General features: G+C 61.1%; 26 protein-coding genes. 14 read left to right on the top strand and 12 right to left on the bottom strand.

Features of this window, described 5'->3' with window-relative positions; all coding sequences use genetic code 11:
• The first annotated feature begins 109 nt into the window (after positions 1-109).
• From MRBLMR1_RS22270 to MRBLMR1_RS22255, 4 genes are all read left to right on the top strand, one after another.
• Positions 110-1,051 (top strand): ABC transporter permease, encoded by a 942-nt coding sequence (locus MRBLMR1_RS22270; RefSeq protein ID WP_180356004.1) that lies wholly within the window; start codon positions 110-112, stop codon positions 1,049-1,051.
• Complete coding sequence (locus MRBLMR1_RS22265) at positions 1,048-1,911, top strand: ABC transporter permease (RefSeq protein ID WP_148146703.1); 864 nt, start codon at positions 1,048-1,050, stop codon at positions 1,909-1,911. Before MRBLMR1_RS22270 ends, MRBLMR1_RS22265 begins: the two co-directional genes overlap by 4 nt.
• Positions 1,912-1,913: 2 nt before the next feature.
• Entirely contained in the window at positions 1,914-3,719 is a 1,806-nt protein-coding gene (locus tag MRBLMR1_RS22260; protein ID WP_500066254.1) for an ABC transporter ATP-binding protein, read from the top strand.
• Between the two features lie 90 nt (positions 3,720-3,809).
• Positions 3,810-4,205, top strand: a complete 396-nt coding sequence (locus tag MRBLMR1_RS22255; protein WP_112456178.1) for a RidA family protein — start codon at positions 3,810-3,812, stop codon at positions 4,203-4,205.
• Positions 4,206-4,447: 242 nt separating this feature from the next.
• Here MRBLMR1_RS22255 and MRBLMR1_RS22250 read toward each other — a convergent pair whose 3' ends face one another.
• The 8 genes from MRBLMR1_RS22250 to MRBLMR1_RS22215 form a co-directional block, all read right to left on the bottom strand.
• The gene (locus tag MRBLMR1_RS22250) at positions 4,448-5,374 is read right to left on the bottom strand and encodes a dihydrodipicolinate synthase family protein (protein ID WP_148146706.1); all 927 of its coding nucleotides are present in this window, start codon (positions 5,372-5,374) and stop codon (positions 4,448-4,450) included.
• 57 nt (positions 5,375-5,431) lie between these two features.
• The gene (locus MRBLMR1_RS22245; RefSeq protein WP_148146708.1) at positions 5,432-6,217 is read right to left on the bottom strand and encodes an SDR family oxidoreductase; all 786 of its coding nucleotides are present in this window, start codon (positions 6,215-6,217) and stop codon (positions 5,432-5,434) included.
• Positions 6,218-6,314: 97 nt separating this feature from the next.
• Positions 6,315-7,529: a M24 family metallopeptidase gene (locus tag MRBLMR1_RS22240; RefSeq protein WP_148146709.1), complete on the bottom strand. Its 1,215-nt coding sequence runs from the start codon at positions 7,527-7,529 to the stop codon at positions 6,315-6,317.
• Positions 7,526-9,208: a dipeptide ABC transporter ATP-binding protein gene (locus MRBLMR1_RS22235; RefSeq protein ID WP_286195031.1), complete on the bottom strand. Its 1,683-nt coding sequence runs from the start codon at positions 9,206-9,208 to the stop codon at positions 7,526-7,528. The genes MRBLMR1_RS22240 and MRBLMR1_RS22235 overlap by 4 nt, the downstream gene beginning before the upstream one ends.
• Positions 9,205-10,026: an ABC transporter permease gene (locus MRBLMR1_RS22230; protein ID WP_148146711.1), complete on the bottom strand. Its 822-nt coding sequence runs from the start codon at positions 10,024-10,026 to the stop codon at positions 9,205-9,207. The genes MRBLMR1_RS22235 and MRBLMR1_RS22230 overlap by 4 nt, the downstream gene beginning before the upstream one ends.
• Entirely contained in the window at positions 10,019-10,969 is a 951-nt protein-coding gene (locus MRBLMR1_RS22225) for an ABC transporter permease (protein WP_148146713.1), read from the bottom strand. The genes MRBLMR1_RS22230 and MRBLMR1_RS22225 overlap by 8 nt, the downstream gene beginning before the upstream one ends.
• A 5-nt stretch (positions 10,970-10,974) precedes the next feature.
• Complete coding sequence (locus MRBLMR1_RS22220; protein ID WP_148146715.1) at positions 10,975-12,525, bottom strand: ABC transporter substrate-binding protein; 1,551 nt, start codon at positions 12,523-12,525, stop codon at positions 10,975-10,977.
• Between the two features lie 81 nt (positions 12,526-12,606).
• A complete protein-coding gene (locus MRBLMR1_RS22215; RefSeq protein WP_500066326.1) occupies positions 12,607-13,776 on the bottom strand; it encodes a M24 family metallopeptidase in 1,170 nt (389 codons plus the stop codon).
• Between the two features lie 242 nt (positions 13,777-14,018).
• On the opposite strand from MRBLMR1_RS22215, the gene MRBLMR1_RS22210 reads away from it, so the two are divergent.
• The 5 genes from MRBLMR1_RS22210 to MRBLMR1_RS22190 are packed head-to-tail and all read left to right on the top strand — an operon-like array spanning position 14,019 to position 18,668.
• Positions 14,019-14,678 (top strand): GntR family transcriptional regulator, encoded by a 660-nt coding sequence (locus tag MRBLMR1_RS22210; RefSeq protein WP_148146718.1) that lies wholly within the window; start codon positions 14,019-14,021, stop codon positions 14,676-14,678.
• A complete protein-coding gene (locus MRBLMR1_RS22205; RefSeq protein ID WP_500066249.1) occupies positions 14,675-15,988 on the top strand; it encodes a hydantoinase/carbamoylase family amidase in 1,314 nt (437 codons plus the stop codon). Before MRBLMR1_RS22210 ends, MRBLMR1_RS22205 begins: the two co-directional genes overlap by 4 nt.
• A gap of 2 nt (positions 15,989-15,990) precedes the next feature.
• Positions 15,991-16,944: an NAD(P)-dependent oxidoreductase gene (locus tag MRBLMR1_RS22200; RefSeq protein WP_148146721.1), complete on the top strand. Its 954-nt coding sequence runs from the start codon at positions 15,991-15,993 to the stop codon at positions 16,942-16,944.
• A gap of 21 nt (positions 16,945-16,965) precedes the next feature.
• Complete coding sequence (gene pxpB / locus MRBLMR1_RS22195) at positions 16,966-17,727, top strand: 5-oxoprolinase subunit PxpB (protein ID WP_148146723.1); 762 nt, start codon at positions 16,966-16,968, stop codon at positions 17,725-17,727.
• Positions 17,724-18,668, top strand: a complete 945-nt coding sequence (locus MRBLMR1_RS22190; RefSeq protein ID WP_148146725.1) for a 5-oxoprolinase subunit C family protein — start codon at positions 17,724-17,726, stop codon at positions 18,666-18,668. The genes pxpB and MRBLMR1_RS22190 overlap by 4 nt, the downstream gene beginning before the upstream one ends.
• Before the next feature lie 144 nt (positions 18,669-18,812).
• On the opposite strand, the gene MRBLMR1_RS22185 is transcribed toward MRBLMR1_RS22190, so the two are convergent.
• Entirely contained in the window at positions 18,813-19,571 is a 759-nt protein-coding gene (locus tag MRBLMR1_RS22185) for a 5-oxoprolinase subunit PxpA (protein WP_148146727.1), read from the bottom strand.
• A 146-nt stretch (positions 19,572-19,717) separates the two neighbouring features.
• Between MRBLMR1_RS22185 and MRBLMR1_RS22180 the strand changes: the two genes are divergently transcribed.
• Together MRBLMR1_RS22180 and MRBLMR1_RS22175 are read left to right on the top strand one after the other, a co-directional pair.
• Positions 19,718-20,419 carry a type 1 glutamine amidotransferase gene (locus MRBLMR1_RS22180; RefSeq protein ID WP_148146729.1) on the top strand — a complete coding sequence of 234 codons (702 nt, stop codon included), beginning with the start codon at positions 19,718-19,720 and terminating at the stop codon, positions 20,417-20,419.
• A gap of 32 nt (positions 20,420-20,451) precedes the next feature.
• Positions 20,452-21,582, top strand: a complete 1,131-nt coding sequence (locus tag MRBLMR1_RS22175; RefSeq protein WP_148146731.1) for a M24 family metallopeptidase — start codon at positions 20,452-20,454, stop codon at positions 21,580-21,582.
• A gap of 108 nt (positions 21,583-21,690) precedes the next feature.
• On the opposite strand, the gene MRBLMR1_RS22170 is transcribed toward MRBLMR1_RS22175, so the two are convergent.
• From MRBLMR1_RS22170 to MRBLMR1_RS22160, 3 genes are all read right to left on the bottom strand, one after another.
• Positions 21,691-21,861 (bottom strand): hypothetical protein, encoded by a 171-nt coding sequence (locus MRBLMR1_RS22170; protein ID WP_183685547.1) that lies wholly within the window; start codon positions 21,859-21,861, stop codon positions 21,691-21,693.
• 65 nt (positions 21,862-21,926) lie between these two features.
• The gene (locus MRBLMR1_RS22165) at positions 21,927-22,091 is read right to left on the bottom strand and encodes a hypothetical protein (protein WP_183685548.1); all 165 of its coding nucleotides are present in this window, start codon (positions 22,089-22,091) and stop codon (positions 21,927-21,929) included.
• 445 nt (positions 22,092-22,536) lie between these two features.
• On the bottom strand, positions 22,537-22,737 hold the full coding sequence (locus MRBLMR1_RS22160) for a hypothetical protein (protein WP_148146733.1): 201 nt from the start codon (positions 22,735-22,737) through the stop codon (positions 22,537-22,539).
• Between the two features lie 538 nt (positions 22,738-23,275).
• Between MRBLMR1_RS22160 and repA the strand changes: the two genes are divergently transcribed.
• The 3 genes from repA to repC all read left to right on the top strand — a co-directional run bounded on the left by repA (position 23,276) and on the right by repC (position 26,829).
• Entirely contained in the window at positions 23,276-24,472 is a 1,197-nt protein-coding gene (gene repA / locus MRBLMR1_RS22155; RefSeq protein WP_148146734.1) for a plasmid partitioning protein RepA, read from the top strand.
• A complete protein-coding gene (gene repB / locus MRBLMR1_RS22150; protein WP_148146736.1) occupies positions 24,472-25,452 on the top strand; it encodes a plasmid partitioning protein RepB in 981 nt (326 codons plus the stop codon). The genes repA and repB overlap by 1 nt, the downstream gene beginning before the upstream one ends.
• A gap of 159 nt (positions 25,453-25,611) precedes the next feature.
• Positions 25,612-26,829 (top strand): plasmid replication protein RepC, encoded by a 1,218-nt coding sequence (gene repC, locus MRBLMR1_RS22145; RefSeq protein WP_148146737.1) that lies wholly within the window; start codon positions 25,612-25,614, stop codon positions 26,827-26,829.
• Positions 26,830-26,840: the final 11 nt, after the last annotated feature.

Raw genomic sequence — 26,840 nt, 5'->3', positions numbered from 1 at the left:
CAACCGGCTTTAGGTCCGGAATTGCATGACAACAAAGAGATGGAGCAGCTCCGCCTTTCTTGGAAACGCGGAACTGCTCAAAAGAAACTAGGAACCGACTATGGCAAGGATCGCACAAGCGCTGCTGAAACGGCTGGGGGGCATGGCAATCGTGCTCGCCCTCGTCGTGACGGTGGTCTTCATCATCGTTCGCGTCACGCCCGGCGATCCTGCCGCCGTCATGCTGGGGTCGGATGCGACCCCGGCCGATATCGCGCAATTGCGTGAGAAGATGGGGCTCGATGCGCCGCTCCTGATGCAATACGGCCAGTTCGTTCTGGGTATATTGCAGGGCGATCTCGGCCAGTCGATCTTCCTCAATCAGCCGGTCACGACAGCACTTGCCGCCCGTGCCGAGCCGACCTTCTTCCTCACCCTCTTCTCGATCCTGATCGCAGTCGGTATTGCGTTGCCGGTCGGCATCCTGTCTGCCGTCAAACGCGGCACGATCTTCGACCAGATCGTCGTGACGCTCACCATGGTCGCCGCCAGTGTCCCGAGCTTCTGGCTCGGCCTGATCCTGATCCAGGTTTTTGCCGTCGGCCAGGGCTGGTTCCCGGCCTCCGGTTACGGCGGGCCCGAAACGCCTTTCTTCGAACGCCTGCACCATCTCGTGCTGCCGGCAGTCGCACTCGGCGTCGTCAATTCGGCTCTCATCACCCGCTTCACCCGCGCCGCCATGCTTGATGTCCTGGGCGATGATTACGTCCGCACTGCCCGCGCCAAGGGTGCCGGCGAGGGCCGCGTCATCCTCAAGCACGCCCTGAAGAACGCGATGATCCCGATCATCACCGTCATCGGCCTGTCGGTCGCCATGTTGGTCGCCGGTGCCGTCGTCACCGAAACCGTCTTCGGTCTTCCGGGCGTCGGCAATCTCGTCGTCTCGGCCGTCCTGCGCCGCGATTATCCGGTCATTCAGGGCGCGCTGCTCGTCGTGGCCGCCATCTATGTCCTCATCAACTTCATCGTCGACATGCTTTATATTCTCGTTGATCCGCGGGTGCGCCTATGAACACGATGGCCTCCCTCTCCATGCCTTTCGCAGCCGGCCTGCGTCGCCTGTTCGGCAACCGTGCCATGCTGTTCGGCGCCATCATCCTGGCGATCGTCATTCTGGCTGCGCTGCTCGCTCCCTGGGTCGCGCCTTACGCGCCGAACAAGCTGTCGATCATCAACAAGCTGAAGCCGCCGTCGATGACGAATTTCTTCGGCACCGATGAATTCGGCCGCGATATCTTCTCCCGCGCCATTTTCGCCGGCCGTATCTCGCTGCTCGTCAGCCTCGGTGTCGTCGTCATCTCGACGGTGCTCGGCGTCATCCTCGGCGTCGCAGCCGGCTTCTTCCGCAGCCTCGATGCGCCGATCTCACGCCTGCTCGATGCGATGATGTCCTTCCCCGACATCCTGCTCGCCATCGCACTGGTTGCGGCCCTCGGCCCATCGCTGACGACGGTCATCCTGGCCCTCGGCATCACCTACGCCCCGCGGCTTGCCCGTATCGTCCGCGGCTCGACGCTGGTCCTGCGCGAACTGCCCTATATCGAGGCGGCCGTCGCCATGGGCTTGCCGACCTGGCAGATCCTTGCCCGCCACGTGCTGCTCAACCTCGCATCTCCCATCCTCGTGCAGGCCACATTCGTCTTCGCCTCGGCGATGCTGGCGGAGGCGAGCCTCTCCTTCCTCGGCGTCGGCGTTTCCACCGATATGCCGACCTGGGGCACGATGCTGGCATCCGGCCGCGAATACATGAACAACGCTCCGTGGCTGATGGTGTTTCCGGGCCTTGCCATCGTCTTCTCGGTTCTCTCCCTGCAATTGCTGGGCGACGGCCTGCGCGATCTCGTCGATCCGCGTCTCGCCAAGGAAAGCTGATCATGACCGATATAACGACCACCAAACGGCCGGTGCTTGCGGTCGAGAACCTGACCACCTCGTTCAAGACTGAAGGTGGCTGGAAAGCCGTCATCCGCAATATCAGCCTGCATGTCGATGCCGGCGAAACGGTTGCGATCGTCGGAGAATCCGGCTCGGGCAAGAGCGTCACCGCTCTGTCGACCATGCGGCTTCTGCCGGCCGGCCGTGCGCGCACCGAAGGCCGGATCCTGCTCGACGGCAAGGACCTGCTTGCCGCCAGCGAAGCCGAGATGCGCAAGGTGCGCGGCGGCTCGATCGGCATGATCTTTCAGGAGCCGATGACCTCGCTCAACCCGGTCTTCACCATCGGCAACCAGATTGCGGAAGCTCTCGTTCTGCATCGCGGCCTGTCATGGAGCGAAGCCGAGACTGAGACTGTGCGCCTGACGGAGCGCGTCCGTATTCCCGCGGCCAAAGCCCGTCTTCACGAATATCCGCACAAATTCTCCGGCGGCATGCGCCAGCGCGTGATGATCGCCATGGCGCTCGCCTGCCGTCCAAAACTGCTGATCGCCGACGAGCCGACCACCGCCCTCGACGTGACGATCCAGGCCGAAATCCTCCACCTGCTGCGCGAGTTGCAGCGGGAGGAAAACATGGGCGTGCTGTTCATCACCCACGACATGGGCGTGGTCGCAGAAATCGCAGACCGCACCGTTGTGATGTTCCGCGGCGACATGATCGAAACCGGTAAGACCGACGAAATTTTCGCCACGCCGAAAGCGATCTACACAAAATCCCTGCTCGCCTCGATCCCGCGCCTCGGCACGATGGGTGCCGCCGCCGCCCCGAAGCGTTTCCCCGAGGTCGATGCCTCGACCGGTATTGCCGTCGATGGCCGCGAGATGAACCCGGTCGCCTTGAGCGTCGAGCCGATCCTCAAGGTCGATAATCTCGCCGTCCGTTTCGACCTGCCCAATGGGCGCGTCCATGCGGTGGAAGATGTCTCCTTCGACCTGCGTCCAGGCGAAACCCTGTCGCTGGTCGGAGAGAGCGGCTGCGGCAAATCCACGACCGGCCGCGCCATCATCCGCCTGCTCAATCCCTCCGCCGGTTCGATCGTCATCGGCGGTCAGGATGTCACCAAGGCCGGCACGCGGGAATTGCGGACCATGCGCCGCACCTCGCAGATGATCTTTCAGGACCCGTTCGCCTCACTCAACCCGCGCATCACCGTCGGCTCCGCGATCGCCGAACCCATCCTCGCCCACGGCCTGATGGGTCGGAAAGATGCCAAGGCCCGCGTCTCCGAACTGTTGGAACAGGTCGGCCTTTCCGCCGCCATGGCCGATCGCCACCCGCACGAATTCTCCGGCGGCCAGCGCCAGCGAATCTCGATTGCCCGCGCGCTCGCCCTCGACCCGAAATTCATCGTCGCCGACGAAGCGGTCTCCGCACTCGATGTGTCGGTCAAGGCGCAGGTCTCCAACCTTCTGCTCGACCTGCAGGAAAAGAGAGGCCTCGCCTATCTGTTCATCAGCCACGACATGGCGGTCGTGGAGCGGATGAGCCACCGCGTGGCGGTGATGTTCCTAGGCGAAATCGTCGAGATCGGCCCGCGGGTGGCGATCTTCGACAACCCGCAGCATGCCTATACGCAGCGCCTGATCTCGGCCGTGCCGATCCCTGATCCGTCACGCCGCGGCCAGACCCCAGCACCGCTTTCCGAAGAGATCAAGAGCCCCGTGCGCCCCTTCGATTACGTCGTGCCGAAGCGGACCTATCGCGAGGTTTCCCCCGGCCATTTCGTGCAGGATGCCCACTGAAACAATGCCGGCAGAAGCGTAAAGCAGTTGCCGGCATTGCGAAAACAGGCAAGCCCGGCCCCTACCCCACTGGAATAGAAAGACCACCCCATGACCAGCAAGAAACTCATCCGTTACGATGTCGCCGACGCCCAGGCCGGCGGCCAGCGCCGCCCCTTCGCCAAGGCCGTCCGCGCCGGTGATTTCGTCTATGTTTCGGGCCAGGTGCCGACCGTCGATGGCGAAGTCATCGTCGGCAATATCGTCGCCCAGACCGAACAGGTGATCGCCAACATCAAGTCGGTTCTGGCGCTTGCCGATTGCACGCTGGAACATGTCGTCAAGGTCAATGTCTGGCTCGACGACGCCCGCGATTTCTCCAGCTTCAACGCCGTCTTCCAGAAGCACTTCATCGACCACCCCCCGGCCCGCTCCACCGTCGAATCCCCGATGATGGTCGACGTCAAGGTCGAGATGGACGTGATCGCGTATAAGCCGCTGGATTGATCGGGAAAGACCGGCGGGAGACATTCTGTTTCGAAAGTTCGCCGGTTACCTCAAGTGCATCCCCACCACGGCCGTCATCCTCGGGCTTGACCCGAGGATCCAAGTACGAGCTGACAACGACCGACCAAAGCCGATCGTTGTCGTCTTGAAAGCAACACAACGAAAAGCGGCCTGCGTCTGGATCCTCGGGTCAAGCCCGAGGATGACAGCTGAGAGGAAGGCGGCCTCCCTAATGCGAGCGCTTACAGCGCCGCCCGCTTGTCGTGCCTTGCCACCCGCGCCAGCAGGTAATCCACCTCGGCCTTCGCCGTCGCCGTCAGCATCTGGCCCGGCTTGCGCTGTGCGTCCGATGCAATCACGCCGCGGCGTTTGAGGATGTGCTTGCGCACCGCCAGGCCCACGCCGAGCTGCTGCTCGTAGCGGATCAGCGGCAGATGTGCGTCGAACAGGTCATGCGCCTCGTCGCGCTTGCCCTGCTCAAACAGCGACACAAGCTCGCTCAGCATGTCGGGGAAACCGTAACCGGTCATCGCGCCGTCTGCGCCGCGTTCCGGTTCGAAATCGAGGAACATGCCGCCATTGCCGCAGAGGATGGAGAATTCGCGCAACTCGCCGGATTTCTGCATGGCTCGCAGTTTTGAGATCTTTTCCAGACCCGGCCAGTCCTCATGCTTCAGCATCAGGCATGACGGGTGGTTGGTGATGATCTTGGCAACCACGCTGGTGGCGATCACCGTGTTGAGCGTCAGCGGATAGTCCTGCAGCACCCACGGCACGTCTTCACCGACCGCTTCCACGGCACCGGCGAAATAGTTGATGGTCTGCTCGTCGGTCTTTGCACCCTGCCCCGGCGCGATCATCACGCCGGCAGCACCCATGTCCATCGAGCTGCGGGCCAGCGAACGCATCGCGGCAAAACCCGGCGCCGAAACGCCGACGATGACCGGCACCTTGGCGCGCTCGACGACGCGCTTGATGATCGCCCGGCTTTCATCCGCTTCCAGCTTCGGCGCCTCGCCCATGATACCGAGGATGGTGATGCCGGTGCAGCCGCTTTCCTCGTAAAAATCCGTCAGGCGGTCGACCGAGTTGAAGTCGATCGCGCCATCGTCGTGAAACGGCGTGGCGGCAATCGCATAGACGCCCTTGGACTGAGTGCTGAATGTCATGTCTTTCTCCCGGATGCGATATCGATCAAAGCCGCAGCTTTTGATCCTAATTTCTAATCAGATGTTGGCGAGAAGGCCACCGTCGATGCGGATCACCGAGCCGGTGATGTAGGATGCGCGCGGGCTGGCCAGGAAGGTGACGGCATCGCCATATTCCTGCGGATCGCCATAACGGCCGACCGGAATGGAATTGGTGCTTTCCTTCGTCACATCCGCCACCGGCCGGTCCTCGCGCTTGGCCTTCTGCTCGTCGAGAAAGACGATACGACCCGTGGCGATGCGGCCCGGCAGCACGACATTGGCGGTGATCCCGTCACGTCCGACTTCGCGCGCCAGCGTCTTCGACCAGCCGACCAGCGCCAGCCGCAGGCTGTTGGAAATGCCCAGATTGGCGATCGGCGCAACCACACCTGAAGAGGTCGAGCTGATGATACGGCCAAAGCCGCGCTCGCGCATCGACGGCAGGATCGCGTCGGTTACCGCGATCACCGAGCGCACCATGCTGTCGAAATATTTTGACCAGATTTCCGGCGCCTGACCAGTAGCTGGCGTCGGCGGCGGACCACCTGTGTTGTTGACCAGCACGTCCACCGGCCCGAAGGTCGAAGCGATCAGCGCCAGCCGCTCCCCGATCACCGAGAGATCACCAATATCCCATTGCAACGCGAAAGCCTTGTGGCCTTCAGCCTCGATTGCTTGCGCCGTCTTTTCGGCAGCGGCGAGATCGATATCGGCAACGATGACATTGGCCTTTTCCGCTGCCAGCGACCGGGCAATCGCACCACCAAGTCCACCGCCTGCGCCGAATACCAGCGCGGTCTTTCCGCTTAATTGAAGATCCATGAATGCCTGCTCTTGTCTTTTGTTTCGATGCAATTCCGGACGCAAAACCGGTTGCCACTTCTGCTGGAATTGCTCTTGATTTTGGTGTCTGCCGCGCTCAGCAGCAGTAGAGTTCCACCGGAAGGTCGCTGAACACTTCAGGCGCGCCCTCGGTGATCGCGAAGGTCTGGCCGACACCGGCAACCAGCCCGGTTTCCGCGTCGGGGATCATGATGTGGACGAAGAACACCATGCCCGGCGTCATGATCAACGGATTGCCGGAATAGATCATCGGCGGCACGTCCATCCAGGTCGGCTTGAAGGTGCAGCCCAGCGCATAACCGCAGGCGGCGTACCGCGCCTTGGCAAAACCGGCATTGTCGAGCACGCGGCGATGGATATCGTCGAGCGTGCCGAGCGCCGCCCCTGCCCTTGCCGCATCCTTGATGCCGTCGAGCGCTTCCTTCGCCACCTTCAGCATGTCGAACTGCCGCGGATCCGGCTTGCCGGTCACCAGCGTATGCTCGACCACGACATGATAGCGGCAATGCGAGCCGGCGAGTTCAACGAGAATCTGGTCCTGTTCCTCGATCAGTCGCGGCCCGCCGATGCCGCGGCCGTAAAGCGCGCGCGGCCCGGAATTGACCAGCGGCCCGCCGGAGGGAATGTCACCACCGCCGGAAAGCATCGAGGTAAGCGCCGCACCCGAGAGCACGGTGTCGGGAATGCCGGGCTTCGTCACACCGATCGCCGCACGCACGGCGGCATCCGCCAGCTTGCCCGCCATGCGCACATGCTCTAGCTCGGCTGCGGATTTCACCAGTCGCCCGGTGCGGATGATGTCGGACGCATCCTCGGTCACGCAGAAACCATCGAGCGCCGTATCGACCATCCGGGCATTGGCCCCGGTCAGGCCATAGGTCGCGTATTCGACGCCGACTTTTTTGCCGGAAAGCCCCTTCTCGGCCATGATCGCGCGCAGATCGTTGGCCGGGTTGGCATCCTCGGCATTCAGCCAGACCAGAACGTCGTCATAAAGCGACGCGACATTCGCCTGTCTGAGATCCGGCGTTCGGGTCAGAAGCACCGTGTCGCTGCCATCATCGGCCAGCACCAGACCGGCCTGGAAGAAGACGTAACCGGCCGTGTCATAGCTCGTCAGCCAGTAATGGCTTTCCTGCGAAAACACGATCAGCGCATCGAGTCCGCGCTCCCGCATCCGGCGACGGGTTGCGGCCAGACGGGTTTCGAACTCGGCCTGCTTGAACTTCAACAAGACTTGCCGGCCACCGCGCGTGGAACCGGCAAACTCCTGGGGAACATACATGCTCATGCGATTTCAAAAGCCTCCACGGGCGTATGAACCGGCACCGCATCGAGCAGCGCCTTGGTATAGGGATCGCGGTCTTCCGAGCGCGCATCCGGCCTGTCGAAGAAATCGACCAGCTTGCCGTGATGCATCACCGCGATGCGATGGGCGAGCTGGCGGATCAGGTTCAGGTCGTGGGTAATGAACAAGCAGGCCGCACCGGTATCCTTCTGCAGCTTGACCAGCAGTTCGGCCACCGCCGCTTGAACCGACACGTCGAGCGCCGCCGTCACCTCGTCGCAGATCACCAGTTCAGGCTCAGCGGCAAAAGCGCGGGCAATCGCCACGCGCTGCTTTTCACCGCCGGAAAGCTGGTGCGGATAACGGTCGGCATACTCGGCCGGCAGCCGCACCATCTCCAGCAGTTCGGCAATCCGCGCCTTGATTTTTTCACGCGGGACAACGCCGTAGAGTTTCAGCGGCCGGGCGATGATCGTGCCGATCTTCTGGCGCGGGTTGAGCGAGGCGTCCGGATGCTGGAAAACGATCTGCACCCGGCGACGATAGGCCCGGTCGATCGCCTTGCGGCTGCCCACCGTCTTACCCTCGATTTCCAGATTGCCCTGAAAATCCTGCAGGCCGGCCAAGACCTTGGCGATGGTCGACTTACCCGATCCGCTTTCGCCGACGACGCCGAGAAGCTCACCCTTGCGAACCTCGAAATTGACGTCCTTCGCCCCCCAGAAGCCGACCTTTTCGGCATCTTCCGGCCAGAACATTTTCTGGATCTTCGATGGCGCTCCGTAATGCACGCCGATCCCGTCGAGCTTGATCAGCGTCTTCGGCTCGGCCGGCGCATCGACACCGATCCAGCGATCCGGGTTCGGAACCGCACCGATCAGCTGTTTCGTATAGGGCGCGGAAGGCCTGGCGAACACCTCGCCGACAAGCCCACGCTCGACGATCACACCCTTGTGCAGCACCGACACCTCGTCCACCACGCGGGAAACTAGCCCGAGATCGTGCGAGATGTAGAGTGCGGAAACATTCGTCTCGTCGCGCAGCTGGTTGAACAGGTCGAGGATCTGCCGCGCGGTCAGGATATCGAGCGCCGTGGTCGGCTCGTCGAAAATGATCAGTTCCGGCTCGCAGGCAAAGGCGGTGGCGATCACCACACGCTGCTTTTCGCCGCCCGATGCCTCATGCGGAAACCGCTGCAGCATTTCCTTCGGCCGGGTAATGCCGGTGCGGGCCAGCGCCGCTTCGGCTTCAGCCCAGGCCTGCGCTTTGGTCAGGCCGCGATGACGCATCAGCACTTCGGCAATCTGCTCGCCCAGACGAATGGTCGGGTTGAGTGAGGTCGAGGGATCCTGAAACACCATGGACATGCGCCTGCCGCGAATATCGGCCATCTGCCACGGCGTATGGTCCAGCAGTTCCTCGCCGGCAAGGCGAATGGCGCCGCCGGTTTCCACCGCGTTCGGCGGCAGATAGCGCATCACCGACCACGCCATCGACGACTTGCCCGAACCGGACTCGCCGACAAGACCGACCGTCTTTCCCTTCGGGATCGTCAGGTCGATATTCTTCAAGGCGGCGACCAGCCCGTTGGCGGTCTTGTAGGACAGCGAATAGTCGATGATCGAAAGCGCCGGCTTTTCCGCCGCTGCAGTGACGTTCTGGCTCATGGTCTGCACTGTCATCCGTGGCTCCTCTTGGGGTCGAGGGCGTCACGCAGGGCGTCGCCGAAAAGATTGAAACCAAGTGCTGCGATTGCGATCGAAAGACCGGGGATCGCCACGCACCAGGGATTGCGGAACATGAACTGGCGCGCTTCCGCAACCATCAGCCCCCATTCGGTGCTCGGCGGCTGCGCGCCGAGACCGAGGAAACCGAGCGTCGCGCCGATCATGATGGCGAAGGAAACGCGGATCGTCGCCTCGACCACGATCGGGCTCAGCGCATTGGGCAGCACTTCGCAGGTGACGATATAGACGCCGGACTCACCGCGCGCGACCGCCGCCCGCACATAGTCGCGGGTGCGCACGGACAGAACGGCACTGCGGGCGATACGCGCCATGCCCGGTGCAAATGCGATCGAGACCGCCAGCATCGCATGCTCCATGCCGCCGCCGAGAATGGTGACGATCAGCAGCGTGAACAACAGATCCGGCACGGCCAGAAGCCCGTCGAGAATACGCATGATCGTACTGTCGACCCAGCCGCCGGAAACGCCGGCGACAACCCCGATGATCGAGCCGATGCCGACACCGAGCAGGGTGGCACCGACACCGAAGGCGACGGTTGAGGGCGCGCCGGTCAGAACGCGGGAAAGCAGATCGCGGCCGAACTGGTCGGTGCCGAACAGATGCGCCATCGACGGCCCCTGCAGGCGGTTCAGCGGATCGAAGGCCTGCGGGTCATAGGGGGCGATCAGCGGGCCGAAGATCGCAGCGAAAAGGACGATCGAAAGCAGGGCCGTGCCCATGATTGCGGTGGGGGATGAGAAAAAATTACGCATAACGCACCCTCGGGTCGAGCAGGGCAATGACGATGTCCGACAGGAGGTTGGACAGGGCATAGACGGCTGCGAGAAGCAGGGTCACGGCCTGAATGACGGGCAGGTCGCGGTTTTCCAGCGCATAGATCAGCAATCGTCCGAGACCCGGCCAGGCAAAGATTTCCTCCACCACGATGATCCCGCCGAGCAGATAGCCGATATCGAGCGAGATGACGGCGATCGCCGGCGCCAGCGAATTCGGCAGTGCATGGCGGCGGATCACCCGCTTTTCGGTCAAGCCCTTCAGCCTTGCTGCGCGAATATAGTCGGAAGACAGAACTTCCGACATTTCGGACCGCACCTGCCTTGAAATATGCGCCATCAGCACGAGGCCGAGCGTGGCGGCAGGCAGCACGACATGCGCGCCGAAACCGGCGAGATTTTCCCAGGGCGCAACGAAGCCACCGGCGGGAAAAAGCCCGTGCTGCGGTGCTGCGAAGAAGACGAGGAGCAGCGTCGCAGTGACGAATTCCGGCAGCGCCGTGCCGAGATAGCTGAACAGGCCGAGGCCCAGATCCATTCCCGTGCCGCGCTTCAACGCAGCGAGCGCGCCGAGCGGAATGGCGGTGATGGTGACGGCAACCAGCGCCGTCGCCCCCAGCATGGCGGAGTTGACGAAGGCCTCGCCGACGACCTGGGTCACCGGCAAGGAAAGACGCAACGAGGTGCCGAAGTCGCCGTGAAGAATACCGGCGACCCAGCTCAGATATTGAGCATACCAGGGCTGATCGAGATGCAGCTGCTTTTCGAGTGCGGCGACGGCTTCCGGGGTGGCGTATTCCCCCAGAATCATGATCGCTGCATTGCCCGGCAGCATCGTCGTGATGGCGAACACTGCGAAGGTGACGATCGCCAGCACGAGAAAGACGGCCAGCAAGCGGCGGAGAAGATAAGCCCTGGTCATGCGGATCAGGCCTTATTCAGCCAGACATTTTCGGCATAGTAGTAGCGGGACAGAGGCGCGATCGTCCAATCTTGCGCACCCTTGCCGCTGGCGGTCAGGATGTCTTCAAAAATCGGAACGATATAGGGCGTTTCGTCCAGCTGCAGCTGCTGCGCCTTGGCATAAAGTTCCTTGCGCTTGGCCGGATCGACGGTAGCGCGCGCATCCGCGATCAGCTTGTCGAAATCCTTGTTCTTCCAGGCTGTGTCTTCGTAAGACGCGTTGGAGGTGAGTAGCAGGTTGAAGGTGGCGTCTTCGGTTGCCTGCATGCCCCAATAGCCCATGTAGAACTGACCCTTCATCCACACATTGGCGAGATAGGTGTCATGCGGCATGGTTTCGACTTCGATGTCGAAGCCGGCCGGCAGCGCCATCTGCTTCAGCGCGATTGCCACCTGCGCACGGATCGCCGGGCGGTTGGAAGCAACGAGCTTGATCTTGATGCCGTCGGGATAACCGGCTTCGGCCAGCAGCTTCTTTGCGCCTGCCGGATCATAAGCAATCTCGGGCGTATCGATCGCATAGGGGAATTCCGGCGAAACGAGGTTGTCATAGGCCGGGCGGCCGAGGCCTTCGAGCACGATGTCGACCAACGTCGAACGGTCGACCGACATGGCAAGCGCTTTGCGCACGCGCACGTCATCGAACGGCTTCTGGTCCTGACGCATGGTGATATTGACGAAGCGGCCCGATGGAATGCGCTGCGCGGTAATGCCGGTTGCATCGGCGATGCGCTGGAAATCCGCCTGCTGGACGACCAGCATGACGTCTACGGCACCAGAGAGGAAGTTGGCGCTCTCGGCGGCAAGATCGGGGAACAGCATCATGTCGATACCGTCGAGATAGGGCTTGCCCTTGATGAAATAGTTCTCGTTCTTGACGAGACGGACCATGCGGGCGCTGTCATAGGTTTCGAGCTTGAACGGACCGGTGCCGTTCGCGGTCGTGTCGAGCTTTTCGCGCGGGCCGGAAAGGGCGGCCTTGGAGACGATTCGGGCATTGGCATGCGCCGTCGAGATCGGCAGGTCGGCAAACGGCGTCTTCAGCGTGAACTTGACGGTCGTCGGATCCACGGCCTCGATCTTCTCGATCATGTTGAGAACGGAACGCGCGGCTGCCGGAATGTCGGGATTGAGGATCGCCTGGAAGGTGGCAACCACATCGTCTGCCGTGCAGGGCGTGCCGTCGTGGAAAACGATGCCCTTACGCAGATAGAAGGTGAAGGTCTTGGCATCTTCACTGCCTTCCCAGCGCTCGGCAAGATCGGCCATCGGCTTGTTGTCCGGGCCCATGCGAGTCAGGCCCGAATAGAGCATGTCGACCACCGGATATTCGGCAGGGCCTGAGCAGTTCAACACGTTCAGCGTGGCGATACGCGTCGAATGGCTGATCTTCAGCGTGCCGCCGGCCTTCGGCGTATCGGCCGCCAGCGCCTCGGAAAGATCGAGGCCGGGAAGAAGCGCGGTTGCCGCAAGGCCCATCACCATGCTGCGGCGGGAAATCATAAAAGTCGTCATTCTCTTGCCCTCTGAAGTTGTTTTTGACAGAAACCGGGGCGCTGTTTTTTTGTGCTTTTCCCGGCTGTATTCCTCGACCCGTCAGCTGATCACGGTCAGCTCATCGGGTAATCCGGTCAGCACTTCCGGTGCTCCGTCCGTCACCAGCAACGTGTGGCCCACGCCCATCGCCAGACCGGTATCGGCGTCACCGTTCATCACGTGGTAGAAAAGCGTCATCCCCGGCTGGCAGACGGTCGGGTTGCCGGAATAGATCATCGGCGGCACGTCCATGCTGGTCGGCGCGAATGTGCAGCCCACCGAATAACCGGTCGCGCCATAACGGGCGCGCTTGTAGCCGCCCTTGTCGAGACCGTCGGCATAAACATCAAAGATCTCGCCGAGCGTCGTGCCGGGACGCGCGATCTCCGTCATCCTGCGCAGCGTCTCCATGCCGACGTCGTACATCTTGCGATGCGCATCGGAGACTTTTCCGAACAGGATCGTCCATTCGGTCTTCACGTTGTAACGGCGGTAGGCGACGGGATATTCGACGAGGATCTGGTCCTGCTCTTCCAGCCGGCGCGGATCGGAAACGCCGCGACCGTAGACGGCGCGCGGTCCGGAATTGAACAGCGGCGCATTCGGCGGCATGTCTGCACCCTGGCCGAGGATCGAGGTGAGATAGGTTGCCTTGAGGTCGCTGTCGAGAATGCCCGGACGCGCAGCGGCAATCACTGCAGTCAGCGAGTCATCCAGAATACGGGCCGCCTTGCGGGTATATTCGATCTCGGCCGGCGACTTGCAGACACGCAGCCAGCGGATCAGGTGACGGTCGTCTTCCAGCTCGCACCAGTTCCCGATCGTCTGCTGCGTGCGATATAGGTTCCAGCCGGTCAGGCCGTGGGTATTGAGCTCGATGGCGATCTTCTTGCCCCCGAGGCCAAGTTCCTCGAGGATCACCTTCAGGTCGGCGGCCGGGTTTGCATCCTCGGCATCCCACCAGATGCGGATATCCTCGATGATGCTCGTCTGACGCGCCTGCACCAGATCCGGTCGGCGGGTCAGAAGCACCGGCTGGCGGCCATCGGTCGGCACGACGAGGCACTGGTAATAGACGAAGCCACCGGTGTCGTAGCCGGTCAGCCAGTACATGCTTTCCTGTGCAAACACGAGCATGGCATCGACGCCGCGCGCCGCAAGTTCAGCCCGAAGCTTGTCCTGTCGCTTCAGATGCTCCGCCTTCGAAAAGGGGAGGTTCGGTTGCGGCATGGCACTCACAGGATCGTCCTTTCGCAAGATCGTCAAAGCTCGATGTTGCTTCACGATACGGTTTGGTATACCACTCGTCAACCAGCGGAATACAAAAATTGCGTCACACCGAAAACCGCATGGAAAAAGGGATCGCTGAGGATAGACAGCCTTTGGGCGCAAGAGCTGGTGACAACCGCCATAACGTGTGGCACCAGAAAGTCATTTGAAGCCGTCTCCTTAAAGGGAGGGACTGGATATTTATGCTGATTGAAACCGATAAGCGGCTGGCGCTGCAGGCCTACGAGCAGATATTGAACCTGATCCTTTCCGGCGCAGCCCAGCCCGGCGCGATGGTGACCGAACGTCGTCTGGCCGAAACGCTCAACATGTCGCGCACCCCGATCCGGGATGCGCTGCTGATGCTCGAAGGCGAAGGCCTGCTGATCCGTCAGGGAAGCCGCGGCCTGCAGGTCAAGCAGATGCGCATCGAGGACTATATGGACGCGCTGCAGGTGCGCCTGCTGCTCGAACCTGAAGCAGCGCGTCTTGCTGCAGGCCACATGCCGGCTGCGGCGCTGAATGAACTGGAAGCGGACCTTAAAACGCTGCTCGGCCATCCAGAAGATGGCGAAGGCAAGCCCGATCGCGGCTCCGTGCGTGATGTCGACGACCGCCTGCATGGCGGCATCGGCGATGCCGCTGGCAATCCGCAACTGGCCCATATCATCCGCACGCTGCGCCGCCAGACGCAGATCTTCGACCTGAGAAGCATGCCGGAACGGTTCGACGCGACCTGCCGCGAGCATCTGGCCATCGTTTCAGCCCTGCGCGAAGGACGCGGTGACGATGCCGCACAGCTGATGCGCGATCACCTCGCACATGTAAAAGACAGCATTATCGGGAGACTGACCCGCGCATGACCGTTTTGGCAGAAAAAGCACAGACGGAAACGTCCGTGCTCAGCAACGCCGCCCCTGTGGATATCCCTCTCGCCGAACGGCTGTTCGACGAGCTTCGACGCCGCACCGGCACCAATCGCGGCATCACCCGCACCTCCTATGGTCTCGGCGAACAGATCGCCCATGACATGGTGCGCCGCGAGGCCCGCAAGCTCGGCCTTGAAGTAACGACCGATCCCGGCTGCAATCTCTACATGACGATGAAGGGCCGCGAAGAGGGTCCGGGCATCTTCATCGGATCGCATCTCGATTCCGTGCCGATGGGCGGCAATTTCGATGGCGCAGCCGGCGTGCTTCTCGGCCTCTCGGTCATTTCCGGTTATGTCCGGGCCGGCATCCGCCCGCCGCGCGATATCACCGTCATGGCGATCCGCGCCGAGGAAAGCACCTGGTTCGGGGCCTCCTATATCGGCAGCCGCGCCGCGCTGGGCCGACTGACGGGGCGCGAACTCGATCTGGTCAAGCGCTCCTCCGACCAGATCTCTCTCGCCGCCGCCATCGATGCAGCCGGCGGTGACACGGAATTCCTTCGCTCGGGCCAGTCTTATCTCGACCCGAACAACATCGCGATGTTCATCGAGCCGCATATCGAGCAGGGACCGGTTCTGATCGAGAAAAAGCTGCCGATCGGCATCGTCACAGGTATTCGCGGCTCCTTCCGCTATCGCGAAGCAAAATGCATCGGCACCTATGCCCATTCGGGCGCGACCCCGCGCGAATATCGCAGCGATGCCGTGCGGGCCGCCTCCGCGCTTGTGGTGAAACTCGACAAGGCCTGGGACAGGCTGCAGGAGGAAGGTGCGGATCTCGTCGTCACCTTCGGCCAGTTCTCGACCGATGCTTCGGAAGCTGCCTTCAGCAAAATCGCCGGCAAGCTCTCCTTCGCGCTCGATGTTCGTAGCCAGGAGCCGGAAACGCTCTCAAAAATGCAGGCCGTCGTTGCCGAAGCGGTTGCCCGCATCGAGGCGGACCATCGGGTCAAATTCGAGCTCGGCCGTTTGACCGACAGCAAAGCGGCGAAGATGGACGACGCTATTGTCGCCTCGCTCGCCGGATTGGCAAAGGAGCATGGTATCGAGGCCGAGATCATGGCCTGCGGTGCGGGCCATGATGCGGCGGTGTTTGCCGATGCCGGTGTGCCGACCGGCATGGTCTTCATCCGCAATGCCAATGGCAGCCATAATCCGGACGAGCAGATGGAGATTGCCGATTTTACGCAGGCAGCACGGCTCGTATCCGCGCTCTGCCTCGACCCGCCATTGAAAGCCTGATCATGTCCGATATCCGTTGCGACTGCCTCATCGTCCAGCCGATCGCCAAAAGCGCCATCCGCATGCTGGAAGAAAAAGGGCTTACCGTCCACATTGCGGCCTCCACCACCTTTGCCGATCTCGAACCCTATCTTGCCGTCGCAACCGCGGTCATCACCCGCAATCATGGCCTCTCTGCCCGCGAAATCGAAGCCGCGCCCAATCTGAAGGTTGTCGGCGTTCATGGCACCGGCACGGACAAGGTGCACAAGCCGTCGCTTGCCGCGCGCGGCATCCCGCTGCACAACACGCCCGGCGCCAATGCCCAGTCGGTCGCCGAACTGGTGATCGGTCTGGCGCTTGCCTGCTCGCGCTCGCTGATTGCCGCCGACAATGCCTCGCGCACCGGCGATACGCTCTTCCGCCAACACCACCGCACCTATGAGCTCTCCGGCCGCCGCCTCGGCCTGTTCGGCTACGGCCATATCGCCAAACTGGTCGCCCGTCTGGGCCAGGCCTTCGGCATGGAAGTCGCCACCGTATCGCGTTACACGCCTGCCGAAGAATTGCAGCGCGACGGCATCACGCTTCTGCCCGATCTCGATAGCCTCTGCGAATGGGCCGATGTCGTTTCACTGCACGGCATACCCGAGGAAAAGCCGCTTATCGATGCCCGCCGCCTGGCGCTGATCGGTAAAACCGGCATCCTGATCAACACCGCCCGCGGCGCATTGATCGACGAGGACGCGCTTGCCACGGCGCTGAAGGACGGCATCATTGCAGGGGCAGGCCTCGATGTGCTTGTGATCGAGCCGATTACCGCAGACAATCCCCTCCTCGATTGCCCCAATCTCGTGCTGACACCCCATATCGGCGGCTCGACCGACGAGGCTCTGGAAAAGACCGGCTTCCAGGTCGCCAGCAAGGTTCTGGCCGAACTCGCCGCTCTCGAACGGATCCCGGCCACCGGCACCTGACCGCGACAGGATAGACAAGACATGCATTTCAGGCCCCGATCCGGCCCAAAATCCACATCCGAGAGCACTTATCCGCGCATCCTTCGCTGCGGCGACCGCGCCATCGGTATCGAGTTCTCGGATACGGTCAGCGAGGCCGCAAACCTCAAGGTCCTGTCGCTCGATGCATCGCTTGCGGCCGAGCCGATAGACGGCATTCTCGAAACCATCCCGACCTACCGCTCGCTGACCGTGATCTACGATCCGAAAATCCTGCGAGGCGCGGCTCTCGGCGAAGCGCTGATGCAGCGGGCAACGCATGACACAGCGGTACCGGAAACCGGTCGGCTCCTGGAATTCCCGGTCCTTTACGGCGGCGAACATCAGGCCGATCTCGACGAACTCGCCGCGCTGAAAAATATGAGCGCAGCCGATGTCATCGCGCTTCACGCTTCCGCAGTGTACCGGGTTTACATGATCGGTTTTGCGCCCGGTTTCGCCTATCTCGGCGGCCTGCCGGATATTCTGCATACGCCACGGCTTGCCGTGCCGCGGCAGCGGATTGAGGCCGGCGCAATCGGCATCGGTGGCCGGCAGTCGAGCATCAATTCCGTCCCCGGCCCGAGCGGCTGGCGCTTTCTCGGCCGCACGCCCTTCAAGCTTTTCGACCCCGCCCGCACAGAAGCTTTTCTCCTGAAGGCCGGCGACCGCATCACCTTCCGCAGCGTCGACCTCGACGAGGCCCGAGAATTGGACGAGAAGGTCGCGGTCGGCACCGCCGAATTGAAGGAGATCGCCCGATGACCGCTCTCCTGACCATTTCCCGCGCCGGCCCGCTGATGTCGGTGCAGGATGATGGCCGTTACGGTTTTCGCGCCCGCGGGGTCTCCACCTCCGGCGCCATGGATCGCGACGCGCATGCGATCGCCAATGCGCTGGTCGGCAACGATGCCGATGCCGCAACCATCGAATTCGCCCTCACCGGCGGCGCGTTCACGGCAGATCGCGACACGCTCATCGCCGTCACCGGCGGCAGTTGTCAGGTCGAGATTGCCGGTAGATCGGTTTCCACCTGGGAAAGCCATCTCCTCAAGTCCGGCGAAACGCTGACCGTCGGCGCCTTGCGCGGTGCCGTCTGGGGTTACATCGCCATCTCCGGCGGCATCGCCATCCCAAAGATGCTCGGCAGCCGTTCCACCCATGTGCGAACCGCAGTCGGCGGCCTGAACGGCAAGGCGCTTAGCGCCGGCGATATCCTGCCGCTCGGCGATAGCGAAAAACGTGCCCCCCGCACCCTCGGCACGCCCTACCTGCGCGGACACGGCCCGATCGCCATCATCCCCGGCCCGCAGGACGATTACTTCGACGAGGACGCGTGGAAGACCTTTCTGCGCCAGCCCTATCGCACCACCACGGCGCGCGACCGCATGGCCATGGTTCTCGACGGTCCCGTGCTTCAGGCATTCAAGGGCCACGACATCGTCTCGGATGCGACCGTCGTCGGCTCCATCCAGGTGCCCGGATCGGGCAAGCCGATCGTACTGACCGCCGACGGCCAGACGACCGGCGGCTATCCCAAGATCGCCACCGTCGCGTCATTCGATCTCGCGCGCCTGGCGCAACTGCCGGCCGGCCAGCAATTTTTGTTCCGGGCGATTTCAGCGGACCTAGCGGAAGAACAGACAATCCACGCCGACGACCGCCTTGCCGCCGTGATTGCCGATCTCAGGACGAGCGAAGGCTGACCACCACCCGACTTCGTCATCCTCGGGCTTGTCCCGAGGATCTAAGCACTGTGCCGGAGACTGCGACGTTGCAGCTGGTCGGAACGGCAGCAGATGCTCGGGACAAGCCCGAGCGTGACGACGGAGAAGTGTTCACCCCGCCCACTACACCGAAGCCCCAATCACCCATCCGGCCTTTTCCAGCGCCTCACGCAACTGCCGCGCCATGCCCACCGCCCCCGGCGTGTCGCCATGCACGCAGACGGACCCGATCGGCACCTCAAGCCGCTTGCCGGATGTCGAGGTCAGGCACCCTTCCGACACCATCCCGATCACCCGTTTCACCAGCAGGTCCGGATCATGGATCACCGAACCTGCTTCAGAACGCGGCGAGAGATTGAAATTGTCCGCATAAGTCCGGTCGGCATAGATCTCGTTGATAGGCGTCAGGCCCAGCGTTTCCGCAGCCCGCGCCGTCGCCGTCCCCGGCATCACCATGAAGGCGAGCTTCGGATCGACGGCCTTGATGGCGCGGCCGACGGCAAGCGCCATCTCGTCGTCATCGGCACAGACATTGCCAAGCGCCCCATGGGTCTTCACATGCGTCATCGGATGGCCTTCGAGGGCTGCGACCGCAGCCAGCGCCCCGACCTGATAAGCCACCAGCGATTCCACTTCGGAGACGCTCAGTCCCGGCAGACGTCGACGACCGAAACCGATCAAGTCCATGTAGCCGGGATGCGCACCGATCGCGACGCCGCGTTGTTTCGCCAGTCGCACCGTCTCGCGCATGATGTCCGGGTCACCGGCATGAAACCCGCAGGCGATATTGGCGGTGCTGACAATATCAAGCATCGCCGCATCGTCGCCCATCGTCCACGGGCCAAAACCCTCGCCCAGATCGGAGTTGAGATCAATGCGCATGTCTTCCCCTTTTTAGTCGTCCGGCCGTTTTCGGCTGTCCGGTCAGATGCATAACACGGCACCTGATGATTGCCACGATTTCCCGATTGCACCGTGCACACCGTTGGTATACCACTGGTGTGCTGATTTTGAAAACGGGGAATGACATGGGCAAGCGCCTTCTTTATCTCGGCAATGGCCGCAAGTTTCAGTCCATCGCAAAGCTCGACGACCGCTTCGAAGCCTGGGGCCTGAAGGTCGATCGCTACTGGGCTTATGACGGCCAGTTCCCCGAGACGCTGAAGGGTTATGACGGCATTTTTCTCTCCGGCAGCCCGCATGGCGCCTATGAGGACGTGCCCTTCATCCTGCGCGAACATGATCTGATCCGCGAAGCCGCGGAGCTTGAAATCCCCATGCTCGGCATCTGCTTCGGCAGCCAGATCCTTGCTTCAGCGCTGTGTGGCCGCGACCAGGTGTTCCGCCGCACCTCCTGCGAGATCGCCTACAAGGACCTGCCGCTCACCGAGGCCGCCCGCACCGACAAGCTCTGCCGTGATCTGGTCGACAGCGCCTACATGTTCGTCTGGCACAATGACGAGGTGAAGGCCGCCCACCCGGACATGACGATCCTTGCCTATTCCGACGACTGCCCCAACCATATCTGGCGCTACAAGGACAAGGATATCTGGGGCATCCAGGGCCATCCGGAAGTCACCAAGGCGCAGGCCGTCATCTGGTTCGAGGAAAACCGCGAGCGGATGACGCTCGATGGCGCCGATATCGATGACCTCAAGGCACAGGCCCACGAAGCCGCCGAGGCCAAGACCATGCTGACCCGCTTTGCGGAACTGGTCCAGAACGCCTGATTTTCCCAAAACATCCCGATCGAGGAAGAATAATGGTTACGCCCGCCTACTGGTTCGAACGCGCCGAATTCCTGTCCCGCCTCTCCCGCGTCCAGGCGGAGCTGAAGAAAAAGCAGCTCGATGGCCTCGTCGCCTTCCTGCCGGAGACCGTAACCTGGCTCACCGGTTATTTCACCCGCGCCTATGGCACGCTGCAGTTTGCCATCATCCCGGCAGAAGGCGAGCCGACCCTGTTCTGCCGTGACGTCGAGGAATATTATCTCGACAGCACCTGCGTTTTCTCCGACCGGGTGATGTGGACAGACAGCGACGACCGCATGGCCGTTGCCGCCTCCGCCATAGAAAGTCGCATCGGCAAAACCGCCAAGCTCGGCATCGAGCTTTCCGCCTGGCCGCTCTCGGCAGGCCGTTACGAATATCTGAAATCCGCTCTTCCCGGCATCGTCTGGCAGGACGAGAGCGCCATGACGCCACAGATGCGCCTCATCAAGTCGCCCGCCGAAATCGCCTATCAGCGCCGTGCGGCAAAGGCCGCCGAAGCCGGCATGCGGGCAGCGATAGACAGCGCCGCCGTCGGTGTCACCGAGCGCGAAATGGCAGCCGAAATCTGCGCCGCGATGATCCGCGCCGGTTCCGACCTGCCAGGCCCGGGCGTCATGTCCTCGGGCGAACGCGCCTTCCACCTGCATGGCGGTTATTCCGACCGGGTGCTGGAAGCCGGTGACATTGTCCAGATCGAGACTACGCCGAACGTAAAACACTACCACGCCCGCTTCATGCGCCCGATCCGCGTCGGGCCGGTGCAGGATGATGATTACAAAGTCGTCGAGCAGCTGATCGCCATTCAGGATGCAGCAATCCGCGAAGTGAAGCCGGGCGTTTCGGTGCGTGTGCCGGATGCGATCTATCGTGACGGCGTGCTCTCGGCGGGCCTGCGCGAGACTTACACCAACAAGACCTTCTATTCCGTCGGCCTGCTCCTGCAGCCCAACGGCGGCGAGCCGCTGGAATCGGCGGAAAACAGCACCTGGGTCTTCGAACCCGGCCAGACTTTCCATACTTACGTGCTCGCCCGCGGTTTCGGCATGTCGGAAACGATCACGATCACCGAAACCGGCTATGAAAAGCTGACCAACTTCCCGCGCCAGCTCTTCGTCAAGTAAGCCGACCTAAAGCAATTCCAGCAAAAGTGGGAACCGGTTTTGCGTCCGGAATTGCGTTAAAACAACGAGATAGAGCTGTTTCGCCTTTCGAAGAAAGGCGGAAGTGCTCTACCCCGGAACACCCTGTGGCGGTGTTCCGGCAAGGCTGTAATAGGCATAGATCGCCGCAAAGGCGGCGATCACCACGAGAATAGTAAAAACCCGCTTCAGCCACGGCGGCGTCTGGCGCGGCGGCTTCGGCTGTTTCGGCCGCTGGAACTTGATGACATTGTCGCTCATAAGATTGTTCTAGCCGAGCCTTTGGCGAAAGCCAATCGGCAACGGAGGCGCAGCACCGATCACCCTCAATAGAAAGTTGCGATCCGTTTTCCGTCCATCTCGCGCACCTTGAAACCGGTCTCGCAGGTCTCGGTCGGGACGTCCTCGCGGATGATCTCTTCCGGCCCTCCCTGCCTGAAAAGCCGGCCCGCCGAAGCGGAAGAACTGATGCGATTTAACGAACCTACCATAAGGCCCCTCACCTAACGGCGCACCGTGCTTTCCCGTCTCATTTCCCGTGACCTCTTCTCCGGCGAAGATATCGAGGCACTGACGCAGGCCGTCTCCATCCCGCTTCTCTCGCTAAATCTCGGCAGATGAACAGCCAACGCCGCGGTTAATCGAATGAAGCTCCGGTCGGAGGGTATAAAGGTCGCCTTTTCAACGACAAAACCATTCATCGAAGGCTGAGAGCCCAATCGCTACCGGCGCGGCCCGCCTGGGGATCGTTGACTAACTGCGTGTCGAGAGCCTGAACCGGATTGCCAGTCGGAGATGACCGACGCACTACGTGTCCCAATAATCGATGCGATCTAAACATAGATTCTGCCGAATATTTCGACCCCGCTGCGGGAAACGGCTGCAAAAAAAGGCGGCTCGAAAGCCACCCTTTCTAATTCTGAATGTCCGGCGCTATCAAGCAGCCTTGGCATCGCCTTCAAACTGACCGCACCAGTCGTTAGCGGAAACCACCGGCCAGAAGCCGCGGGCATCGGCCGCCGGCTGCGTGACCGGCGGGTTGACGCGACAGAGACCAGCATCTGCCGGAGCCGAACCGGCGTTTACGACGTGATCTTCATAAAACGAACAGGCTTTGCAGGAAGTATCTTTCGACATGGGTAGCTCTCCTTCTTCAAATGTTAGCCTCAAAACCTGAGACCCAAACTCATAAATATTAGAATGATTCTAAAATAAGGGATAAAGCTTGGCAACCACTAAAAGGGTCGTTGCCGTCAATTTCGCCTGCGGCATTTGATCGCCCGGTCAGTGATTGCGCGAAAACCTGAGACTGAAGTGCGCTTCCCCCGCACTGTCCAATCCGATTTTCCCGCCTCCGCTGCCGCGTGCATGCCCGCAAGCCGGCCGGCAGGACTCACTTTGATTCTCTTGATACTGATTCTCACTTTCCGGCGACAAAACCGGCCGCTTACTCGCCAGCCCTACGGCTGCCGGCTAAGGTGTTCGACACCGGCCCTCATTCATAGTAAACAATAAAATATATATTTTTCAGATAGTTAGATAAGTTTTTGCAGAATCCGATTCCGTTGGATTAAGGGTTCGGTTTACTAGAAATTCCTTGTAAGCCTTCGAAAAAGGCGGATACTGGCGGCAGTTTCCCTGAAACTTGAGTTTTATCGCCAGAACGGTTCCCTGCATGAACGCGCATTCTAAATTGCCGTCTTTCGAGTTTGACGAAAAGATCCTGCTCCAAGGTGCAGAGATCTCGCGTCGCCTCGACCAGTTGCGGCTGGAAAAATTTCCTCCGAATGCAAGAAAGACGTTGCGCCTGTTCTCCATGGCCGAAGTCGCGCATTATCTCGGCGTCAGCCCCAACAATCTGAAGCGACTGCATCTCGAAGGCAAGGGACCGACCCCGAAGACGTCGACCGGCGGCCGCCGTTTCTATACCGGCGAGCAGATGCGCGAGCTGCGCTTTTTCCTCGACAAGACCGGCAAATCCGACGCCAAGAAATACGTCCCGCATCGAAAGGATGGCGACAAGCTGCAGGTGATCGCCGTCGTCAACTTCAAGGGCGGTTCTGGCAAGACGACGACGACGGCCCATCTTGCCCAGCATCTCGCGCTGACCGGCCATCGTGTGCTTGCCATCGATCTCGACCCACAGGCCTCGCTTTCCGCACTTCACGGTTTTCAGCCGGAACTGGACCGCAATTCTTCGCTTTATGACGCTATCCGTTATGACGACGAGAAGAAGCCGATTGCCGAGATCATTCAGCAGACCAATTTTCCGGACCTGGACATCATTCCGGCCAATCTGGAACTGCAGGAATACGAATACGATACTCCGCTGGCGATGCAGACGTCGAGCGAGGGCAAGCGTTTCTTCACCCGGCTCGGCAAGGCGCTGCAGCAGGTCGAGGACCGTTATGACGTGGTGATCGTCGACTGCCCGCCGCAGCTCGGTTACCTGACGCTGACTGCACTGACAGCCGCCACCTCGGTATTGATCACCGTCCACCCGCAGATGCTCGACTTGATGTCGATGAGCCAGTTCCTGCTGATGCTCGGCAATATCATCAAGACGATCAAACGCGCCGGCGCCAATGTCGAGATGGACTGGCTGCGATATCTGATTACCAGATATGAGCCGACCGATATTCCGCAGGCCCAGATGCTGGGTTTCATGCAATCGATGCTGGCTGAGGAGATTCTGAAAAATCCGATGGTGAAGTCGACGGCGATCTCCGATGCCGGTCTGACCAAGCAGACGCTCTATGAAGTCGAGCGCGCGAATTTCACCCGTGAAACCTATGACCGCGCCATCGACTGCATGGACAGCGTCAATTTCGAGATTCAGGGGCTGATCCACCGGGCCTGGGGGAGGATGTGATGGCGCGCAAAAACCCGTTTGCCAATGTGATGAATGAGGACCGGCCGGATAACGGCGTGGCGCTCGATTACGCCGTCAAGGGCGCGTCGCGTACGATCATGTCGACGATCGACGAGCTGGCCGAACGTGCCGACAAGATGCTGGAAGGCGAAACCGTCGTTGAGCTTTCGCCAGAGACGATCGAGGAATCCTTTATCCGCGACAGGCTGGAAGAGGATCCGCAGGCATTCGAGGATCTGGTCGCTGCCATTCGCGAACACGGGCAGACCAGCCCTATCCTCGTGCGCCCTCACCCACATAATGATGGCCGCTACATGGTGGTTTTCGGCCACCGGAGGCTGAAGGCGGCCACCGCGCTCGGCCGCAACGTTCGTGCGGTGGTCAAGCCGATCTCCGACCGTGAACATGTGATTGCCCAGGGGCAGGAAAATTCTGCTCGTGCCGATCTGTCCTTCATCGAAAAGGCAACCTTTGCTCGTCGGCTTTCAGAGTTACACTACGACAATGACAGCACGATTGTGATGACCGCCTTATCTGTGGACAAGGCGACGCTCTCCAAGATGATGTCGGTCGCCAACATGCCCCGTGACATTCTCGACGCGATCGGTGGGGCCAAGCTGCCGGGTCGCGACCGCTGGTATGAACTCAAGCTGCTTCTCGAACGTCCGGCCAATCTCGCGAAACTGCGCGAAGTTCTCGCTGCGACCGATCTTGAGGGTTTGAACGGAGACGCCCGTTTTGTCTTTGTCGTCGATGCCCTGACCCGCAAGAAAGCCTCGGGTTATGCACGGCCGCCGAAGAAGTCGAAATGGGTTCCCAAGGATGAAGGCGTTGCAAGGGCGGTCTCGGCCGAAATCCGCAACGACGGGAAAAGTTACACATTGGCATTGAAGGCCAAAGACGCCGTGGGTTTCGGTGAATTCATCGCCGACAGCCTGGACGATCTTTATGCCGAATATCGCCGGCTCATGAAGGAATAGGACCGACCAAAAGAAAAAAGCCCCCAAAACGTTTCCGTCGTGGAAGCTTCTCTCTGATTAAGCACCTGCAGAATCGCATTTCCACGAATCACAGTCAAGAGTTTTTGGCATCGTTTTGGTGAGCGGCTTTCTTTTGCCTGAAGAAAGGTGAAGGGAAAGATGCGAACTGGACTTGTGACGACGCCTTTCGGGCGGCGGCCGATGACGCTCGCCTTGGTAAAAGGCCAGCTGCAATCGTCCGACGACCGGATGAAGCGTCCTGTCGAAAAATGGAAAGTGTTCCGCGATATCTCCGAAGCGCGTCAGTTGCTCGGTCTGCATGACCGTGCGCTTGCGGTTCTCGATGCGTTGCTAACCTTCCATCCGAAGAACGAATTTGCGGCAGGCGACAGGCTTGTCGTCTTTCCATCGAATGCGCAGCTTTCTGTTCGTGCTCATGGCATTGCCGGCACGACCCTGCGGCGTCATCTTGCGGCCCTGATCGAAGCCGGTCTCATCCATCGTCGCGACAGCCCGAACGGCAAGCGCTACGCTCATCGAGGACATGGCGGCCAGATAGAAGACGCTTACGGTTTCGACCTCGAGCCACTGATGCTGCGTGCTGCCGAGCTTGCCGGACTTGCACAACAGGTCGCTGCCGAAAAGATCCGCTTCAAGCGCGCCAAGGAAGCCCTCACCCTTTGCCGTCGTGACATCCGCAAGCTTCTCACCGCCGCCGTGGAAGAAGGTGCGGAGGGTGACTGGTGCATGCTGGAAGAGATCTACGAAGCCATGATTTCCCGTCTGCCGCGTTCCCCCAATCGGGAAACGGTCGAAACCGCACTCCGCGAAATGGACGGGCTGCGTGCGGAAATCGTCAATCGTCTGGAAACGCAGGTAAAAACCGAAAAAACAGACACCAATGACATCCAAAATGGATGCCACATACAGAATTCAGATTCCGAATCCATCTATGAACTTGAACGTGGCTCTGAGAAGGAGCTTGAAGGAAAAACCGAGCCAACCAAGCTCAGGCAGAACGAGACGCCAAAAACGTTTCCGCTGAGCATGGTGCTGCGGGCCTGCCCGCAGATGCTGGATTATGCGAGAGGCGGTCAGATCGGCAGTTGGCGTGATTTCATCGCAACCGCCGTTCTGGTTCGCTCCATGCTGGGTGTCAGCCCGTCAGCATATCAGCAAGCCTCCGAAACACTCGGGCAGGAAAATGCGGCCGTGGCACTGGCCTGCATTCTTGAGCGTGCCGGACATATTAATTCCGCTGGTGGTTATCTGAGAGACCTGTCGGCAAGGGCGGGGCGTGCCGAGTTCTCGCTGGGGCCGATGCTGATGGCGTTGATAAGGGCCAATGCGAGTGAGGGCCTCAAGCGAACGGGATAGCTTTCAAAACC

The sequence above is a fragment of the Neorhizobium sp. LMR1-1-1.1 genome, assembly GCF_040675795.1.
GTDB classification, from domain to species: domain Bacteria; phylum Pseudomonadota; class Alphaproteobacteria; order Rhizobiales; family Rhizobiaceae; genus Neorhizobium; species Neorhizobium cellulosilyticum.
The sequence above is the reverse complement of the archived record's forward strand: the minus strand, read 5'-3'. Positions and strand labels throughout refer to the sequence as shown.